The following is a 19336-nucleotide window of genomic DNA, read 5'->3' as shown; positions in this document are numbered from 1 at the left end:
ACTTTCTATAAAGAGCGTAAGTGCCTGAAGATGCAATTTCGGGCACTCTAGCACGTTTTACATTGTATTCTCTGCTTATTTTAGCAAAGATTAAGTTATGTTCTAATAAGAAGGTGACACTTCCCTAAACTAAAAATAGAGATACTATAGGAGAAGGCTTGAGCGGTCAAAATTGTATCTTTGACCGCTTTTCTTCAGGTGAGAAGCGATTTATTCTTTCGTCCCGAAAAGCTTTGGCACTTCTTGTAGCTGTTTCTTTGGACAGCGATGGATGAACAAAAAACATACGGTTACCGAAAAAGTAAGTAGGGATGCGACTTTGTCGCATCCCTACTTACTTAGACCTCCCGAAAAGCGTATAGATGTTGTTCAATTCAAAGCAATCCAAGAGCAACTATACAAGTAGCGCACAGTATTTGATTATATTTACTGGTTACTTTTAGTTAATCAACAGGCGTGTAAAGTTAACATAAATCGCTTCAGACGCTAATCCACTCTGCTTTTGTTATACTCTAAGAAGTATGTACTAGAATGGAGTGAGCAAAATGCAAACTATAAAAGGTAAAAACGCAATAATTACTGGAGCAGGTAGAGGTATCGGTCGTGCGACAGCAATCGCTTTTGCGAAAGAAGGTATAAACGTTGGTCTTATCGGGAAAACAGCTGCTAATCTTGAGAAGGTTGCAGAAGAACTTCGTCAATACGATGTTGAAGTGACGATGGCTACCGCTGATGTATCAGATAACGAATCCGTCATCGCCGCTGTCGAACATGTTAAATCTGAACTTGGCCCAATTGATATCCTCATTAACAACGCAGGCATCGGTAAATTCGGCAAGTTCCTTGAACTATCACCGGAAGAATTCAAAAATATTATCGATGTCAACTTGATGGGCGTCTATTATGTCACAAGAGCAGTTCTGCCAGAAATGATTGAAAGAGAATCAGGCGACATTATTAATATCTCCTCTACCGCCGGACAAAAAGGTGCGCCTGTTACAAGCGCATACAGTGCCTCAAAATTCGGCGTTCTCGGACTTACGGAATCCCTTATGCTTGAAGTAAGAAAGCATAACATCCGTGTTAGCGCATTGACACCGAGTACGGTAGCAACAGATTTGGCGATAGAAGAAAATCTTACGGACGGTAATCCTGACAAAGTGATGCAGCCGGAAGATCTAGCTGAAGTAATGGTTGCCCAGTTGAAACTGCATCCACGAATTCTTGTTAAATCGGCAGGTTTATGGTCAACGAATCCTTAATAAAACTTAATACATTTCTTCAAAACAAAAGGATCTTTTCATAAAGGTCCTTTGTTTTTGTGTTTCTTATAGCTAATGATAATATTATTTTCGCTAAACTTAAACCTCACCCTGATCCATAACTCCGTTTTCTCCTCAAAAGTATTAATAAAGCGATAGCAAAACAAATTATTGAAAAAAGCCCTAAATACTGTATAGGAGGCTCTCCACCATAAAAGTATAAAGAATATGGCATTGAAACAATACCAAACCCTAAAAAACTTTTCCAACTCCGAACTATTATTGCTTGAAACAAAGCAATAACTGAAATCATAAATGAAAATCCAAATAAAACAGGCAGTAAAATCTCCATATTTACCTCCCTCTAAACGTTCTGTTCGTTTAGTTAAATAACTTACTTTTATAAGCTAGTTCGGCATCCTTACACGATTTTTCTTTATTTAAAACGGTCCATTTTGCTCGTCTCGCCACGCCGCCTCTCGTAGTGAATCTGATCCCGCTGAGTTCTGATTTAATGATTTTTCCTGCTCATTAAAACTGTATTTCCGCCCAGTCAGAAAATCCACAAGATAGCCGCCTACTATCAAAGTTACCATGGAGCCCCAGAAAACCCACATCACCCAATGCATAACATACCCTCCCCATTTCAACAGATACGTAGCTTTTGGCTAATTGTTACGTTTAATTTACTAAAGAAATAACCAGCCTTATTAGTTTAAATACTCCTCTACTGATTGCGGAAAATCTCCCATTATCTAGTGGAATGAGATTTATTTCAGCTTTTCATATGATGGTCAAACTATTAATCAAATTCAAAAAAATAACTTGTAAATTACATATCCAACTAGTAATGAAATTATTAATAGCCCCATACCTTTCCAACCCAGTCCACCTGCTAAATCAACTAAATTGCCATTTTCAGCTCGATTTAATCCTTCTCTCAATGCACCTGTTGGATTTTTTTTGAGTTCTTCTTGTCTTAATCTCTCTCTTTTATCTGCCGGAGTTTCTTGTCGATTATTCAAACCAAACACCCCCTAAACAATACTGTACTATCAGGTTTTTTGCTGTTAATAGAAGAAGTAAAACTTAAATCCTGATTAAATGCCCAAGCATATTCCCCTGTTTCAGTATCGAATTTACTTTTTTAATAATCAAAGAGAAATAACGTTTGTTGTTTAAGTGGAGCGCCCGGTAAGTTAATAGTAGGTCTATTGAACTTCAATAATGAACACATAACTTGAATCACCTTCTTCCCACCTCGCATGAACGTCATATACATAAACACCTTTCTTGCTAGGCACTGTCAGTATATTTCCTTTTAAGTTTACGTTGTCTGCTTTAGCATCGTTTATCCATATATTCGCACCTAATGTACTCTTTTTAGGTTTATTCTTAAAATCTATTTTCAAATTGGCTTCAGGCGAAACGACAACTGCTTTCAAATCATGATGTGCTACGATTCCAGGTGGAGAAATCATATCTACACAGATTGAGTTCAAGAAACCCTCCCAGCAATAAGTTCCTTGCGCTGTGGTTATTTTCATGTCACCAACAGTTATCGTCGGTGAAGGTGGTTTGGAGGAATCGGATATTCGGATAATGCCATAAACTACAAGACATATAACAATCAATAGTAAAGCGAGGCGTAAAATCTTAGCCATATAGTTCCTCCTTGGCTTTATAAACTTATTCCCTTCTCAACATCCGACTTCTCTTTGGAAGAAATAATGACGCCCATTGCGTGACCCAATTCATGTTAAACTTCAGACTCTGGGATTCCTACTAAATAAAAAAGAGAAAATGAAATCAATTTTCTATCCCCCTGGATTTATATGACTCAGAAACCATTAACAATCATTCTAAAACCTGACTCGTAGTAGATTCTTTTTTTAAAAAATACAACCATTTATTGGAAAATAATAGATACTTGTTCTATACTCCCAATATTCGACTCAGTGAATACGAATACCTTTTTACTCTTTGTTTACTTTTTGAACAGAAACCCTATCATCCTTTTGCTGAAGCGTAATCTAAGGAAATCTTTGCATCGACCTATTTAGGATTGTATGCAAATTGAAAAGGCTGATTCCTTTCCATATTTATTAATTCCCTAAAAATAATATAAAAAAATCAACACTGTCGATTGGCAGTGTTGATTCATGTTCTACTATGAAGTTAATTAAACTGGGAATCCATCTTTGTTTGAAGCGATTCTAAATGACTACCTTCACTCACTTAATAATACGGCGATATCAGGATATACACCAACACGCCTGTAAAGCTGACGTATAGCCAAATCGGCATTGTCCATCTGGCAATTTTCTTATGACGCTCGTTCTCCATATTCCATGCACGTGCCACGCTCGTCAGCGCAAGTGGAACGATGGCTGCCGCAAGAATGATATGTGTAATTAGGATGAAATAGTAGAATCCAGCCATAAATCCTTCTCCTCCATAAGATGTGGATGGCGATAGATAATGGTAAGAGACGTACGTGATCAGAAACAGAAATGTTGTGGAAAAAGCAGCATAAATAAAACGGCGATGAACTGTTATATTCCGCTTTAATATGGCGATAAGAGCACAGACAAGGAATACAAAAGTAAAACTGTTAAAGATTGCATTCATCATAGGCAGGATTGTTATATCGAATGCATCGAAATCTTTAACTCCCCTCATTCCCGAAAGAACAGCGATTGCACCGATCAGTATAACGGAAAGTATAATAATCATTGGTTTATAATTGCGTTTTTTAAACGGCTTTGCAGAGCTCCCATTATTATTCATGACAATCACTCCATTATTGGTTAGGTAAACACTATCCTTTAATTGTATAGTAAGATACCAAGCGGTGCCGTATAAAAAGGCACTTTTTTGTGAACAGGTGACCGATTACTTTACTGCTTCACTTCTGTTCACTACTAACCAAGGTCTATCTTCTCTCCACTGAATACTGACAGGAATCCGGTATGTTTCACTCAGCAGATTGTCGCTAACTACTTCTTCTTTCGGTCCGCCTGCTACGACTTTCCCATCTTTAAGTAGAAGCACATGCGATATCCCTGGGACAAGCTCTTCAATATGATGGGTTACGTATACAATATGACACCCGTTCCCCATTACGCTATCAAGTGATTGTAGGAACTGTTCCCGAGATAAAATATCCAATCCTGAACATGGTTCATCCAATACAAGCATTTTGGGGTTGCTCATTAAGGCACGGGCGATGAGTACTCTTCTTTGCTCCCCTTCGGACAGTTGCAGATAGGGCTTTCCTATTAAATACGTTAGATTTAAACTTTCCAGTAAAGAATTTGCTTTCTCCCAATCCTCGTTTTCCACTTGTTCATAAATACCGAAACTCGCAAACTTTCCGCTCACTACAACTCTTTCTATCTTTTCATTATTGAAATATTCCGCAAAGCGATCCAAGGAACTACTGACAAAACCAATTTCTTTACGCAGTTCCGGTAAGTTGGTTTTTCCAAACAGATTACCAAGAACTGAAACTTTACCGCTTGAGGGGAAATTAAAACCGGACATGATATTAAGAAGAGACGTTTTCCCTGAACCATTCAAGCCAAGTATTCCCCAATGCTCATTTTGTTGAATGGACCAATTGACATCCTTTAATATTTCTCGGTTGCCTCGTTGGAACGATACATCTTTAAATGAAACAATTTCCTTCATATTAAGCACCCTCACTTTCACAACAAAATAGGCTGACTTTTTATCATCATACCACTTCGAAATGAACCATGTTTCTTTTCCGAGAAATTTTAGTAACGTATATCGGACGATGTAATTTGTTCACTTTAAATAATGTACTACTTACACAATGTCAAGTTATATAGTTGATTAGTCGGAATTCTGCTATGCTAGTAGAATGACATATTGTTGGAGTTGAATCGAATTGAACTTGATTTTGATCATTTTACCCGTATTTATCATTTTTTTCATTGGCTTTTTAGGTCAGAGATTAATAGGCTTTGATATCAAGTCGATATCAACAGCTGCCCTATATTTAATGTCCCCCTTTTTGGCATTCCGGACATTCTACACAAATGAATTGACCATAGACTATTTTTACATCATCCTATTCAGTTTACTTCTTACAATCATTCTTCTTGTTGTTGTGTGGGTTACTTCTATCTTCATGAAAGCAACACGGCCACAGCTGTCGGCAATGATTCTTGGCGGTGTATTCATGAACAGCGGAAACTACGGAGCACCGGTTGTCCTGTTCGCATTCGGCGCTGTCGGATTTGACTATGCTGTGGTCATGATGGTGTTCCAATCGCTGCTAATGAATACAGTCGGGATTTTCTTTGCGTCCATCGGTGGTGAGGAAAAAGCTACTTTACGGCAGTCATTTCAGCGCGTAATCCGTATGCCACTTATTTACGCAGCTATTTTAGGTATTGGACTTCAATTAGTTTCGGTATCTATCCCATCCGTATTAATGGAAGGCATCAGTCTGGTGGCAGATGCCTCGATTCCGACTGTCATGCTTGTACTTGGTATGCAGCTTGCGGTCATTTCCAGAAAGAGAGTAGCTTACCGTTATGTGACTGCAGTTACTGTCATCAGGATGTTTGCCTCTCCTATGCTTGCAGTGGGTATTTTGTATTTCATGCCAGTGAACGACCTGCTTAAAGCTGTCATTATTGTCCAAGCATCAATGCCAGCTGCAGCGAATACGACGATGTTTGCATTGCAATTCGGGACGGAACCTGATTTAGTGTCCTTTACGACATTTATCACCACTCTGTTAAGTATCATAACTATTCCTATTGTCCTTTTCTTCGTAGGTGTATAACCAACTATATCGTATAACTTTCTTCTTCCACGGTTAGATTGATTGTACGATGCCGGGAGAGGATGACCAACTTGGAAAAGATGCGGATCATACAGTTAATCGTACTGTTTTCTACTTTAGTTTTAATTATAGGCTGTAGCAATAGGAATATAGTGACTGAAATGGAGGACAAAACGGATACACCTAAGGAATCCATCGGTGACACATATGGTTTTACAATTTTTAATTTAACAATTGATACAAAAGATACGAAGAATGCAATTGTTGCCAATTACGATGAAAAAAGCGATAAAACAGAAGCTATCTATGAAAATAAATTGGAGGAATCCTTCTTGCACGGTAACAAAGCGATGGATAAGCTCAATACGATTTTCAAGGAGCTTTCGTTAGAACCCGATATGGATGCCGAAGATATGATCAAGAAAGCTTCGGAGGCATTCGAAGTGATTGATTATACAACTTTGAAATTGGATGTGAAGTTTAAAGGTCATGACATGAAAAAATTGATGATGTCGAAGTAGTTGCTATAAGCGTAAAGTGGAGACTTTTCATAATATAAGCTTTGTGTTCATTATTAGAGTGTCATAATTCGGTGTGTGGATTATAGATCGCTTGGCGCTCTGGGGATGCCTCTGGCCGTAAGCCTGGATTAACGCTTCGCATCCAGTCTCACGGCTTCGGCCACCCCTTTGCCGCGCTTTCGCTGGGGTGAACATTATCAATAGGGTCGTTATTTGGAGATGAATAGATTGAGATTATTATGTGATAACTATTTGATACTGACGTAATTCAAGAAGAATGCATTACAGGTTGCAGGTCTAATCCCCGATAAAGAAAATGCTTTCTTAAAGATATTATCCAGCGTAGGCGCGTCTTCGTGGTAGCTGAAGCTGTCTAAGCAGTTTTTCTACTTCATTCTCTTGTTAAGAGACTTCTACAGTAGCCCTCCCATAAGTCAGATAACTTTTTCATCAGTCTTATTAGAGCCTGCGCTCAGTATAAATACTGTATTAAATCAGAAACTATCCATCTAGTTAACAGATACATTGAACTTTTTGTTCTAAATCTGTTGTTAACGCTTTCAATAGTCTGATTAATCTGTTAACATTATATAAAAGCGATTTATGAAGGGGGCTCACCGGTTGTTTCCTTTTAAGAACAGAAAAACAGCGCATGTAAAAGAGGCTAAGTTGTATTACAGTTATTCATCGGAATCCTCAACGAAAGAAGATATGGATGAAATGTCCTTTCTGTTAACGACACTATGCAAGTCGTATAACAGAGAAATCATTTTTGTATGTATCGGTTCGGATCGATCTACAGGTGATTCATTTGGACCCTTTGTCGGAACGATGTTGAAAGAAAACCATTTCCCTTATCATGTCTTTGGAACAATTGCAGATCCTGTTCACGCACTGAATTTAAATCAAGTAATAAAAGACATTAATAACCGATTTTCTGAACCAATCATTTTCAGCATAGATGCCTGTTTGGGTGATAGTCATCAGATTGGTTCCATTCTATTAAAAGAGGGCCCTCTTATCCCTGGATGTGCCATCAATAATGCTCTCCCTGAACTGGGCAACTATCATTTGAAAGCAGTTGTAAATTATTTGGATTCCATAAACCCCGTTAGTTCTTTGAATTCTACACGCTTGGATACGGTACTGACTCTTGCAAAAATCACTTCTACGATCATATTGAATTCAACAAAAAATAAAAGCCATGCAAAAATGACGACGAATCATTATTGATTCGTCGTCATTTTAATTTCAACCAATTGTTATAACACCTAATCCTAATGCAGCTAGAGTCATAACGACTACGGTTCCGAATGCCCACTTCACAGCAAAACGTTGTAGATCACCAAACTCCGTTTCAACTAAGCCAATCAATAAATGAGCTGCTGCAACTAGTGGGCTCAGCACGTGAATCGGCTGACCTATCAAAGACGCCCTCCCTATTTCAACAGCGCTCACTCCATAAGCTTCGCCTGCTTGTGCCAAAATAGGTAACACGCCGAAGTAAAATGCATTATTCGACATAAAGAAAGTGAATGGCGCACTTAGAAATGCTACGATTACCGCTAAATATGGGCCCAGTGCATCGGGAATAATCATAACCATTGTTTTTGCCATCTCATCAATCATTTCCGTACCACTCATAATACCAGAAAAGATACCTGCAGCAATAACGATAGAGACAACTGCTAATGCATTTTTCGAATGGACCGCGATACGTTCTTGCTGCTGTTTCAATTCTGGATAGTTGACGAGCAATGCAATTGCAAATGCAATCATAAAGAGAACTCCCAATGACATAAAGTCAATGATCAAACAAGCCATAAGGGCTACCGTCAATGAAAGGTTGAACCAAACGAGTTTCGGGCGGCGGTAATCGGCTAATTCTGCAGTTGCCGCCAATTCCATATTCGCTCCAGTTTGTTTTGAATCAGTTTTTTTAATGGGTTCAAGTTCAACAACACCCAATCTCTTGCGTTCCATTTTCCCTAACATGAAAGCGGAAATCAGTACCCAAATCAAGCCGAATCCCATGACCGGAATCATCGGGATGAATAGCTCCGAAGAATCGAGTCCTAACGAAGCCATCGCCATAGCAGAGGCACCGCCCCACGGCGTCATATTCATGACACCCATCGAGAGCATTGCCGTTGTAGCCAATACCAACCGATTCATACCAAGACGTTTATATAAAGGCAGCAATGCGGAGACCGTGATGATATAAGTCGTCGTCCCATCTCCGTCTAGCGCTACCATCATGGAAAGAACGGCTGTCCCAATAACAATCTTTAATGGATCGCCTTTTACTATTTGTAAGATCTTCGCTATTAAAGGATCAAACAGACCCGTATCGATCATTATTCCGAAGTATAGAATCGCAAATAAGATCATTATTGCTGTCATTGCAACATTTTCTACACCCGCCTGCATCATCGGTCCAAGCTCAGTTAGGAATCCCCCAAGAATTCCGAATACGATAGGCACGACCATAATCGCAACCAAAGCAGAAAGGCGCTTCGACATGATTAAATACATAAATACGGCAATCATTGAAAAACCTAATACTGATAACATATTTCATCCCCCTATTTTTTCGTTTATTAGATCACAGCTTCATTTTGTTCGGTAAATGCAAAAACTAGTGATAGCGCTTTCTTGATAGAATATTATCAGTAATTAGAACTAAGGAATAGATAAAGAAAGTAATTGTTATTCTTTTTATTGTTTAAGTTTTTTTCATACTTTTCACGGAGGCTATATAATTGAAAAAACCGATTGACCGGTCGTAAATAACGACTGATCAATCGGTTTTTCATTTGGTTGTCCGTTTATATTTTCTCTCTGGTCTTCCAACGCTTCCATATAAGATTTCAATTTCCATTTCTTCAAGGGATACAAGATATTCCAAATACCTACGCATCGTTGAATAACTAATTCCAGCCATTTGGCCGAGTTCATCTGCACTTAGACTTCCTTCCATGTCTCCTATCTTACCTCTGACCAGTTTCAGCGTATGTTTGTCAATTCCTTTAGGGTATGTCTCTTTTTTAGGTCCATCCGCCGCTAGCACCTTATTATTCGAACGAAATAGGTCATCTATATTGTCCTGATTAACTAATTGATTTTGATAAAGTTGTCCTCTGACAACGTCATATTGCGTAAGCGTAGCAATTAACTTGTCGATTATTATCGGCTTTATCAAGTAACCGAAAGCACCTCCGCGTATTGCTTCACTGACCGTTTCTGTATCATTAGCAGCAGTTATCATAATAACATCAATGCCACGATACTCTTTTCGAATTTCGCGGAGAAGTTCAATTCCATTCATATCTGGTAAATAGACATCCAGTAATAGCAGTTGAGGTTGTATGACTTCCAATAGTTGCAAGGCTTGTCTACCTGAACTTGCTGTTGCAATAACATTGAAATGATCGATTTGATTGGTAAACTGCTTGTAGATTTTTGCTGCGTCTTCATCATCTTCAACGATAACAACGTTAATCGTTCCATTAGACATTTTCACACATCCTTTTCAGTCCAGCTCTCTTGTGGAATAACAATTGTAAATCTTGCTCCACCTAACTCACTTTTATCGACATAGATTTGACCATTCAGTAATCCAATTGCATTTTTCACAATCGATAGACCGATTCCATGATTCTCCCCACTTTTTGTCGTGTAGCCATCTAGGAAAATAACATCTTCCATCATTATTGGTATTCCCGCTCCGTTATCTTCAATATCAAAAATGATTTCATTACCCAAATCTGTAAATGAAACATTGACGATTCCTTTATTGCCATTCTTTGCTCTTGCAGCTTCCATCGCATTGTCGATGACATTACCAATGATTGGAACAAAATGATTCGACTTTGCATTATCTGAAACACTATCCAAGCGGCTTTCAGAGTCAATATCCAAACGTACTTGTAATTCCTTAGAACGGTTTACTTTACCAAGTAAACAAGCTGCAATCAATGGGTCTTTTACTGACGACATCAGAAAAGAAATGATATCTTGACGTTCACTAACTTCTGAAGACACAATCTTAATAGCACGATCATACTCTTTTAACATAAGCAATCCATAAATCGTGTTTAATTTATTTAGAAACTCATGGTTTTGAGCACGCATACTTTCAGAAAATGTTTTTATCTTCGAAAACTCTTCCGTCAATTGTTCAATTTCTGTTACTGTCCGTATTGTTAAAACGATTCCCATAACTTCATCTGCCAGTATAATTGGAGATGTATCTAAAATATAAAGTTGTTGACCAAACAACAGCTTTTTATTTATATCACTTTCCTTTGTTTCGAGAACATTATCGATATAATTCCCCAAATGATTATCTGTAATAACTGAGCCCACAATTAGTTGTTGATCGTCGAATAATTCACGTGCCCGCTTATTCATTGAGGTGATTTCTTTTTCATTATTAACAGTAATTGTTGCATCACGAATTGACTCAAGTGTCGCCTCTTTTTCTGTAAAGAGGAGCGAAATCTCCTGCGGTTCCAAACCGAAAATAAGTTTTTTCAAACGTCTTGCTATCAAAATCGCCCCAATTATTCCTACAAGGAGAGGAATAATTGCCAACAAAATGATGCGTTTTCTATAATCAAGCACTTGCTGCTCGATATTATTCACTAAAAAACCGACGGATGAGACACCGATAACTTCCCCTATGTCATTCCAAATGGGTGTCTTCGCTTTAATGGCAGGTCCAGATATCCCATTTCCCCGATAAATGATAGACTGATGCAATTCAAGCACTTGATCATTACCCGTAGCTGTTGGTTTCCCTATATTTTCTGGATTGGGATGCGAGTAACGCAGTCCTTTATCATTAGCGATGGTTACGTAGTCTGCACCTGTTGACCGACGAATTGTTTCAGCAATCGGTTGGATTATCTGTGATGGTTTTCCATCGTTAAATGCTAAAATTATTGCTGGATGTTGGGCCGTTAACTTCGCTACTGTCATCGCTTGTTTTCCCATATAACTTTCAACTATATCGTCAATCATTGTATAAAAAAGAATACTTACCAGAAGCGTACTGATCAAAACAACGATTGTTATAAGTGATGTTATTTGAGTTAACAGAGTCATTCTAGATTTCTTAACAACTCTGACCATCTGTTCATTCACAACCTTTACGTCTTACTTTACTATTTCGGATAATCCTTCTATATTTCCCACTGTGTGAGCCTTATCTTTATAATACATCATAATTTAAAAAACGAATTGTAACAGTAGCTATTAAATATTGAATTAAAATTGCGACTCCATCTGTATTCAAGTATAATTAAGTATTAATGATTACAAATAATGGCTTTAAATCAATAATATAATCATAATATAATTGGGAGGTATAGCATGTATTTACCTAGGTACTTCGAACATTCCAAAGTCAAAGCACAGTTGGCGAATGCAATTACCTTGATGAACTTAAGTTTTGGCGTTATAGCTATTATCCTTATTATAAAAGGCTTAGGCCATATGAGTTTACTATTTATATTCCTTGCTGCGTTATTCGATCGTTTTGATGGGATGGTTGCAAGACGTTATAATGCAGAATCACTTTTCGGAAAAGAACTAGACTCGTTGTGTGATCTGGTTTCATTCGGACTTGCACCTGCTTTATTAATTTATGAAACAACACTTTACACCTCACCTTGGTTAGGAACCATTGCTACCGTTTCTTATGTTTTATCTGGAGCAGTTCGGCTTGCCCGCTACAATTCAAGTGAATTCGATGGTGCATTTTATGGAGTACCGATCACAGCGGCGGGTGTGGTTATGACATTAAGCTTTTTCCTTGTTCCTTATATGGCTCCATTATTTTTCGTTGTACTGATGTTTATTATGTCGTTATTAATGATAAGTAACATTCGAATTGCGAAAGTGTAAATGAATACTACGGAGGATACTAAATGAAAAAAGCACTCTTTAAATCTTTTGTTGAGTTGACGGGAAATCCTGTTTCTTCTGCTCTGTTAAAATCTTTTTCTAGTTCAATAGTAAGTCGGCCGTTGATTCGGCCTTTCAGCAATTTTTATCGTATTAGTAATGATGAAATGGAATACCCTATTTCACACTATAAAAGTTTACAGTCACTTTTCACACGAAACCTTAAACCAGGTATCCGTCAAATAAACCCTTCACCTCACGCTCTCATTTCTCCGGTGGATGGTATAGTCAGCGGTGCTGGAAAAATTGCTAACGACCAAACTTTCCTCATAAAAGGCCACCAGTACAGGATAAACGAAATAATGGGCACTGAAAAAAAAGCAGCTCCCTATAAAGATGGCTCGTATTTTATTTTTTATCTTTCTCCGAGTCATTATCATCATTTCCACTATCCAGTAACGGGCAAACTGGTTTCACGTTACGCACTTGGCGGAGTTTCTTATCCCGTGAACAGTTTAGGATTACGTCTTGGTCAGAGCCCCTTTTCTACAAACCATCGTCTCATATCTGAAATAGAGACTGCTTTTGGAAAAGTGGCGATTGTAAAAGTCGGTGCTTTAAATGTGAATAGTATACAACTCCTTAATTCATCGAAAGATTGTATTAAGGGAAATGACTTCGGCTATTTCAGTTTTGGTTCTACTGTTATTCTATTTCTGGAGAACAACCCACACTTCACTCCGACAATAGAGTTGAATAGCGAGGTAAGAGTGGGACAACCAGTTGGCAATTGGTTGTAACGGCTAAATTAAAAGCAATCCTTGATCAGTGTACATACTGTTCAAGGATTGCTTTTTAATGATTCTTTTAATCAACATCTAAAAAAACGTTAACTTTTATATCCCATCTTCCAAGTTTATTTGTTCAACAAAGTTAACAAAGGCCTTAACAATATTTAATTCCAAGGAATCTTCATGAAATAACATCCATGTTTTTCGAATGATTGGCATGCCATCTTTCGTTTTGATAACGATTTTATGGATGTCCTCTACGTCATTTAAAATCATACTTGGTAATATCGCATAACCTAATCCGTTGACAACCATTTTTTTACACGTATCGACTTTATCAACCTCTATGCTGACCAATGATGGCTGGCTGAAATTCTCATACCACCAATTATCGACAGAAGTTTTAAGTAATGGATCAGTACGATAATCAATTCTTGGCAAGGAAGGTAGGTTATTAATATCAATTTTTTCTTTGGAAGCAATGCATAATGTTTCCTCAAATAGCAATCGTTTTTGATCTTTCCAACCGTATTCTCCTTTTACAAAACCAACATGGACATCCTGATTATAAATTAAATGTACAATATGACTGCTGAAGTCCGTCGTTACTTTAAATTCAATATTGGGATACTGTTCCTTAAAAAGTTTTAATAGATAAGGAAGCTTATAATCCGTGAAGTAGTTCGAAACACCTAATCGTAATATCCCCTCTACTTTATCTTCCATATTCAGGACATTTTCTTTAATTTTCTGAAGGCTCAAAAGCATATCGTCTGCACATTTTGCTAAATACTCTCCTTGTGGAGTAAATTGAACTCCACGTCTTCCTCTACTTACGATTCTTACATTGAACTTCTTTTCTAATTGTTGAAGGCGATGCGTCAATGCTGGTTGTGAAATAAATAATTTTTGAGCTGCTTTTGTTATATTTTTTTCGCGATAGAGCATTTGTAAAACTACCCAATCCTGCTCGTCCATACAAATATCACCCTTCAGCTATCAATATACTTTATGTCTATTCATCAATAATCGATATTATTTTTATTTCTTATATTGTACTATACTTAATAAGACTTGCAAATACAGTGGGTAGACAAAATATATTAAAAATGTTATTGAAAGAAGGTATATTATTGTTAAGTAAAAATGAATTCATAAAAACTTCCACATTTGTTGTCATCAGTGGAATGGGGGGATTTTTTCTTGCACTTACAGGCCTTCCAGTCGGTTGGATGATTGGAACCCTTCTAACTGCAACCCTCATTTGTATTTTTAGTCCCACTTTATTAAACATGTCTATCCCACAAAAAGGTATTCCGAAATACTGGATGGCTATTGGACAATGTATCCTAGGAATTGAACTTGGACAGAAAATGAATGATTCTGTTTTATTCGTTTTTATGGAAAACTGGTTAACTGTAAGTACTATGCTTTTACTATCTATCTTGTTTTCTTTGTTATCCGGACTCGTATTATGGAAGTTTAGCAATTTAGATATGTTAACTAGTTTTTTTGCTACTGCACCAGGGGGACTATCTTCAATCCCTAGTATTGCGGAAGAAGTTGGTGCTAATACAGGAGTTGTCAGTATCATTCAAACGATGCGTATATTTTTAGTTGTCCTTTCCATCCCACTCATATTATCTATTTGGGTAAGTAATCCTGTTGATACTATGCCTATCCCTAGCACTACTTCGATAATGGGACATCAATCTGAACATATTGTTTCGACCGCTTTGCTTGTTGCTGTTGCATTCCTCGGATATTACGTGGGGAAACTATTAAAATTCCCTGCTCCATGGCTAATCGGCAGTATGGTTTGCATTGCAATTGTAAAGTCTTTCAGTTCAATAGTTATTGGCTATACGATTGTGGCCTGGTGGCCTTCAGGGTTAATCATAATTTCCCAAGTGCTCATTGGTGCAAGTATCGGTTCTCGAATTCATAAAAGTATGTTTATAGGATTAAAGAAAACGTTAGCCATTTCATTTTTAAGTACAATCTTTCTTATATTTTCCATGTTCCTATGTGCGTATATTGTTTCAGTGATATCAGGATTACCCTTGATTACTTCGGCTTTGGCTTTTGCTCCCGGCGGCATCGCTGAAATGACGACCACTGCAGTTGTCCTTGATGCGGACTCTACATTTGTCGTAGCCGTACAAGTGCTTAGAGTAATAGCTGTTTGTATGATTCTACCGCCCTTTTTCAAATTCCTGAATCGCTTGAATCTCAAAAAGAACACCCCCGCTCAATTATCCGCTTAGGTTATAGCAATGTTTATATATTGAAATAAAGAATCTCTCAAAATCGACTTCGGCGCTAGGGGCAACATACGCTGGATTCATATGCTCAACTTATATAGTTAGTTTTTGAAGTAACAGTTTAGTTTACAGGATGCAGCAATTAACCAAAAAGCAATCCTTGATCAGTGTATCTACTGATCAAGGATTGCTTTTTAAATTAGATGATTATTTATTCGCTCTGTGTACTTTCAATAACTTTCCTTTAACCGTTGTCGTTTTCATTTCATTCAAAACGAGTTTCCCTTTACCATTAAGTATATCAATATACGTCACAGTATCCTGGATTTTGATGATGCCAATGTCTTCAGCGGATACGCCGGGAATTTTTGTAATTGTACCGACAAAGTCAACAGCACGAAGTTTTTTCTTTTTGCCACCATTGAAATACAATTTCATAATATCCTTATTTACCAATTCGTTTTTATTCTTTTTTAATTCAGGTAAGCTTTCCAGTTTTTCAGTGAATGCATCTTTTGCTGCAGCTACTGCCGCCTTCGAAGGTGCGTTTCGTTGTTGAATTTCAAAACCGATGTACGCTTCGATTTCTTCTAAAAAATGATTTTCATTCGGTGTCACGAAAGAAATTGCTTTCCCTCTTTTACCTGCACGTCCCGTTCTTCCTACTCTATGCACATAGCTTTCAGTTTCCACTGGCAGGTCATAGTTAATGACATGTGTGATACTGTCAATATCTATGCCACGTGCAGCAACATCTGTTGCAACCAAGTAACGGAATTCACCTCGTTTAAAATCATCCATTACAGAAAAACGATCTTCCTGCATCATACCTCCATGTAGCTTATCGCAAGTATAGTGAAGTTGCTCAAGTTGTTCAGTTACATTATCCACCTGATCTTTTGTACGACAAAAGATAATACAACTGTCCGGATTTTCAACTACAGTCACATCGCGTAACATATCAAACTTTTGGGGATCTCTAACGATAATTAGAGAGTGGTCTATTTGATCCGTCAACGTAACGGTTGATGCTATTTCAATATTTTTGGGATCTTTCATATATTTACTGCTAAGCTTTCCAATTTTCTCAGGAAGTGTCGCCGAAAAAAGCATTGTCGTTCTATTTTTCGGAAGTTTATTGATAATGGATTCAACTTGATCAATAAAACCCATGTTTAGCATTTCATCCGCTTCATCAAGAACAAGATATTCAATCTGATCAAGAGCAATTGAGCCTCTTTCAATATGATCAAATACACGCCCAGGCGTTCCAACAACGACGTGGCATTTTTGCTTCAGTTCTTCTTTTTGATAAGCAAATGGAGATTTCCCGTAGACCGCGGCAGCTTTTATCCGCTTAAAACGGCCAATGTTTGTAATATCTTCCTTGACCTGATCTGCAAGTTCACGTGTCGGCGTTAAGATTAACGCCTGTGGTTTGTTCTCATCCCAGTTCACCATTTCGCATATCGGAATACCAAATGCAGCTGTCTTACCGCTTCCCGTTTGTGATTTAACAACTAAATCTGTCTTTGTAAGAGCAGCAGGAATTACTTTCTCCTGGACTTCTGTAGGTGAAGAATACCCGAGCCCGTCGAGCGCTCGAGTAATCTCCTTGCTCAGGTTATAATTTTGAAATGTCATTGTAATCAGCCTCTCATTCTTAGTGTATTATCTCACAAACAGAGGTCTTTCGTCATTTAATGGAGTATTATGATTTGTTTTTGACTTGTCCAAATATGGTTTATTCTTTTGATTCAGGAAAGCTCTAGATGAAAAGAGCAGATTTGCAGGAAATGAACGAACTTCTATGCAATCGTCCATCACTATCTAAGTATTTACTGTTTATTTGATTTCATGACATATTCAAAAATCACCCTACATAATTCATTTTCTATGTATGTAAATGGACGCCTTAACCATTGGAAAGGCGTCCCGACTTCTTATACTTCTTGAACGAGTACACCGTCTGTCATTTTGAAAACCTTGTCGCAATAGCCTACCAGACGTATATCATGTGTGACGACAATGGTTGTGGTGTTTTTGTTCTTTGTTTCATTTTTCAGTAGTTCCATTACTTCATAGGCACGATCTGAGTCAAGAGATGCTGTTGGTTCATCAGCTAAAATAATGGAAGGATTGCTGTATAACGCTTTAGCAATTGCCACACGCTGACGTTCCCCGCCAGATAAGTCTGCAGGATATTTAGTTCGTAAATCCCCAATACCCAAGTCATCATATAACTCTTCCAATTGTTTTTTCGTCATGTTTTTTTTCTTCACTTGGTCCAATAGTTTCAACTGATTGGCGACCGTTAAAAAGGGAACTAGATTCGATGCTTGTAGAATGAACCCAATTTCCTTCAACCGAATTTTTGAGCGCTCTTTCTCATTTAAATCCGCTAGATTCTTATCATTTATGACCACAGACCCTGACGTGGGTGTGAGAAGCCCGCCGACAATTGTTAGAAATGTGCTTTTCCCGGAACCAGACGGACCGATAATAGCTATCAGCTCGCCCCTGTCTGCAGTAAAATTTGTTTCCTTCATTGCTTCTATTTCTTTATGGCCACTGCCAAATGTCTTTTTCACTTGTTTTAATTCTAAAACTGCCATCATTTACCCTCCTATTGCTTTCAATGGATCGATTCGAACAATTGTAAGAACTGAGAACACCGCACCCAATATCGCAACTGCTATTAGAACGAGTCCGTAGATGAGCATTGTTACAAGATCGAATGCTACTGGTACCGCACTTGGTAAAAATGCACCGGTGATTAACGTCAATCCGAAACCTACTGCCACACCAATTGCAGCTAATATAAATGTTTGTGCAATGACTGAACGTGACAGATAGTTATTCGAGATACCTTGAGCTTTCATGACGCCAAACATACTAATCTTCTGGACGGTCAATACGTAAAGGAAGATTGCTACAATGACCGCTGAAATACCAAACAAGAAATAAATCATGAAGTTCAATGTTAAATTCTGTTCCGTGTACCCTGGTAAATTCCGTATAAATGTTTCAATTTCAATTGATTCCAGTGAATCATTCTTCATGTTAGCTGTAGGTTCATCCGCACGAACAACAATTCCACTTATACTTTCCTTATTTGCTTCGGCTGCTTCACCGAATTTCACTGATTGGAAAGTAGACAAATCTCCATATAGCACTGGAGCCGCATTAAACCTTGCTTTGTCTGTGAAACCTACAATAGTTAATACTTCGTCAGATGATGATAATTGCAATTCATCACCTACTTTAAATCCATCTTCTTTTAATGCATCACTGGCGAGAACTTCATTGCTTTCAGCAAATTCTATGCCTTCCGTCACATTTGGCATAATGAATTCATCTTTGTTTATCCCAAAAATAGATACGTTCGTTTTATTATCACCATTGCCGGCAACTGCATTTATTTGACCGATTACGGCAATTTCTTCAGCATCGATTTCATTTGCATCTTCAATTGTTAATGAAGATTGGTACATGCTCTTATCCGATTCCTCTGTCAAAATGATATCTGTTGCTTTCCATTTATCAACAGATTCACGATTCAGATTTTCCAGGCCTGTAGCAAGACCCGATAGAAAAAACACTAAATAAGATACGAGCATTAACACACCAATGATCAATGTAAAGCGTAATTTGTTTTTCTTAATTTCATTTAAAGCTAAAAACATCTTTTCACATCCTTATGTATTTTTTAGTTTTAGTAGTTCACAATTCCGAGATTCTTTGACACTGGTTTTGCCTATTAAAT

General features: G+C 37.7%; 20 protein-coding genes. 7 read left to right on the top strand and 13 right to left on the bottom strand.

The window, feature by feature from the left end; all coding sequences use genetic code 11:
• Positions 1–545: 545 nt before the first annotated feature.
• Positions 546–1262 (top strand): 3-ketoacyl-ACP reductase, encoded by a 717-nt coding sequence (locus AC25Y5_RS00425; RefSeq protein WP_488138598.1) that lies wholly within the window; start codon positions 546–548, stop codon positions 1260–1262.
• 106 nt (positions 1263–1368) lie between these two features.
• On the opposite strand, the gene AC25Y5_RS00420 is transcribed toward AC25Y5_RS00425, so the two are convergent.
• The 6 genes from AC25Y5_RS00420 to AC25Y5_RS00395 all read right to left on the bottom strand — a co-directional run bounded on the left by AC25Y5_RS00420 (position 1369) and on the right by AC25Y5_RS00395 (position 4955).
• Positions 1369–1614, bottom strand: coding sequence for a hypothetical protein (locus AC25Y5_RS00420; RefSeq protein WP_488138597.1), 246 nt, complete (start codon positions 1612–1614; stop codon positions 1369–1371).
• Positions 1615–1702: 88 nt separating this feature from the next.
• Entirely contained in the window at positions 1703–1891 is a 189-nt protein-coding gene (locus tag AC25Y5_RS00415; protein ID WP_488138596.1) for a hypothetical protein, read from the bottom strand.
• A gap of 183 nt (positions 1892–2074) precedes the next feature.
• Positions 2075–2296, bottom strand: a complete 222-nt coding sequence (locus AC25Y5_RS00410) for a DUF6366 family protein (RefSeq protein WP_488138595.1) — start codon at positions 2294–2296, stop codon at positions 2075–2077.
• Positions 2297–2473: 177 nt separating this feature from the next.
• On the bottom strand, positions 2474–2926 hold the full coding sequence (locus tag AC25Y5_RS00405) for a hypothetical protein (RefSeq protein WP_488138594.1): 453 nt from the start codon (positions 2924–2926) through the stop codon (positions 2474–2476).
• A 574-nt stretch (positions 2927–3500) separates the two neighbouring features.
• A complete protein-coding gene (locus AC25Y5_RS00400; protein ID WP_488138593.1) occupies positions 3501–4052 on the bottom strand; it encodes a DUF420 domain-containing protein in 552 nt (183 codons plus the stop codon).
• 105 nt (positions 4053–4157) lie between these two features.
• Entirely contained in the window at positions 4158–4955 is a 798-nt protein-coding gene (locus tag AC25Y5_RS00395) for an ABC transporter ATP-binding protein (protein WP_488138592.1), read from the bottom strand.
• 223 nt (positions 4956–5178) lie between these two features.
• Between AC25Y5_RS00395 and AC25Y5_RS00390 the strand changes: the two genes are divergently transcribed.
• The 3 genes from AC25Y5_RS00390 to yyaC all read left to right on the top strand — a co-directional run bounded on the left by AC25Y5_RS00390 (position 5179) and on the right by yyaC (position 7838).
• Positions 5179–6084 carry an AEC family transporter gene (locus tag AC25Y5_RS00390; protein ID WP_488138591.1) on the top strand — a complete coding sequence of 302 codons (906 nt, stop codon included), beginning with the start codon at positions 5179–5181 and terminating at the stop codon, positions 6082–6084.
• A gap of 80 nt (positions 6085–6164) precedes the next feature.
• Positions 6165–6605 (top strand): YusW family protein, encoded by a 441-nt coding sequence (locus AC25Y5_RS00385; protein WP_488138906.1) that lies wholly within the window; start codon positions 6165–6167, stop codon positions 6603–6605.
• 621 nt (positions 6606–7226) lie between these two features.
• On the top strand, positions 7227–7838 hold the full coding sequence (gene yyaC, locus AC25Y5_RS00380; protein WP_488138590.1) for a spore protease YyaC: 612 nt from the start codon (positions 7227–7229) through the stop codon (positions 7836–7838).
• A gap of 18 nt (positions 7839–7856) precedes the next feature.
• Here the strand turns inward: yyaC and AC25Y5_RS00375 are convergent, their stop codons facing one another.
• The 3 genes from AC25Y5_RS00375 to AC25Y5_RS00365 all read right to left on the bottom strand — a co-directional run bounded on the left by AC25Y5_RS00375 (position 7857) and on the right by AC25Y5_RS00365 (position 11753).
• Complete coding sequence (locus tag AC25Y5_RS00375) at positions 7857–9179, bottom strand: CitMHS family transporter (protein ID WP_488138589.1); 1323 nt, start codon at positions 9177–9179, stop codon at positions 7857–7859.
• Between the two features lie 238 nt (positions 9180–9417).
• Entirely contained in the window at positions 9418–10122 is a 705-nt protein-coding gene (locus AC25Y5_RS00370; RefSeq protein WP_488138588.1) for a response regulator, read from the bottom strand.
• A 2-nt stretch (positions 10123–10124) separates the two neighbouring features.
• A complete protein-coding gene (locus AC25Y5_RS00365) occupies positions 10125–11753 on the bottom strand; it encodes an ATP-binding protein (protein ID WP_488138587.1) in 1629 nt (542 codons plus the stop codon).
• 228 nt (positions 11754–11981) lie between these two features.
• Here AC25Y5_RS00365 and pssA point away from each other — a divergent pair, with 228 nt between their 5' ends.
• Together pssA and asd are read left to right on the top strand one after the other, a co-directional pair.
• Positions 11982–12515, top strand: a complete 534-nt coding sequence (gene pssA / locus AC25Y5_RS00360; RefSeq protein WP_488138586.1) for a CDP-diacylglycerol--serine O-phosphatidyltransferase — start codon at positions 11982–11984, stop codon at positions 12513–12515.
• 23 nt (positions 12516–12538) lie between these two features.
• Positions 12539–13315, top strand: coding sequence for an archaetidylserine decarboxylase (gene asd / locus AC25Y5_RS00355; RefSeq protein ID WP_488138585.1), 777 nt, complete (start codon positions 12539–12541; stop codon positions 13313–13315).
• Between the two features lie 96 nt (positions 13316–13411).
• Here the strand turns inward: asd and AC25Y5_RS00350 are convergent, their stop codons facing one another.
• Positions 13412–14284, bottom strand: a complete 873-nt coding sequence (locus AC25Y5_RS00350) for a LysR family transcriptional regulator (protein WP_488138584.1) — start codon at positions 14282–14284, stop codon at positions 13412–13414.
• 131 nt (positions 14285–14415) lie between these two features.
• On the opposite strand from AC25Y5_RS00350, the gene AC25Y5_RS00345 reads away from it, so the two are divergent.
• On the top strand, positions 14416–15573 hold the full coding sequence (locus AC25Y5_RS00345; RefSeq protein ID WP_488138905.1) for an AbrB family transcriptional regulator: 1158 nt from the start codon (positions 14416–14418) through the stop codon (positions 15571–15573).
• A gap of 204 nt (positions 15574–15777) precedes the next feature.
• Here AC25Y5_RS00345 and AC25Y5_RS00340 read toward each other — a convergent pair whose 3' ends face one another.
• From AC25Y5_RS00340 to AC25Y5_RS00330, 3 genes are all read right to left on the bottom strand, one after another.
• A complete protein-coding gene (locus tag AC25Y5_RS00340; RefSeq protein WP_488138904.1) occupies positions 15778–17223 on the bottom strand; it encodes a DEAD/DEAH box helicase in 1446 nt (481 codons plus the stop codon).
• A gap of 290 nt (positions 17224–17513) precedes the next feature.
• Positions 17514–18185, bottom strand: a complete 672-nt coding sequence (locus AC25Y5_RS00335) for an ABC transporter ATP-binding protein (protein ID WP_488138583.1) — start codon at positions 18183–18185, stop codon at positions 17514–17516.
• 3 nt (positions 18186–18188) lie between these two features.
• Positions 18189–19256, bottom strand: a complete 1068-nt coding sequence (locus tag AC25Y5_RS00330) for an ABC transporter permease (RefSeq protein ID WP_488138582.1) — start codon at positions 19254–19256, stop codon at positions 18189–18191.
• Positions 19257–19336 lie beyond the last annotated feature (80 nt).

The organism is Sporosarcina sp. Y1011, assembly GCF_057669885.1.
Note: the sequence above shows the minus strand (reverse complement) of the source record. Positions and strands in the feature narration are given on the sequence as shown.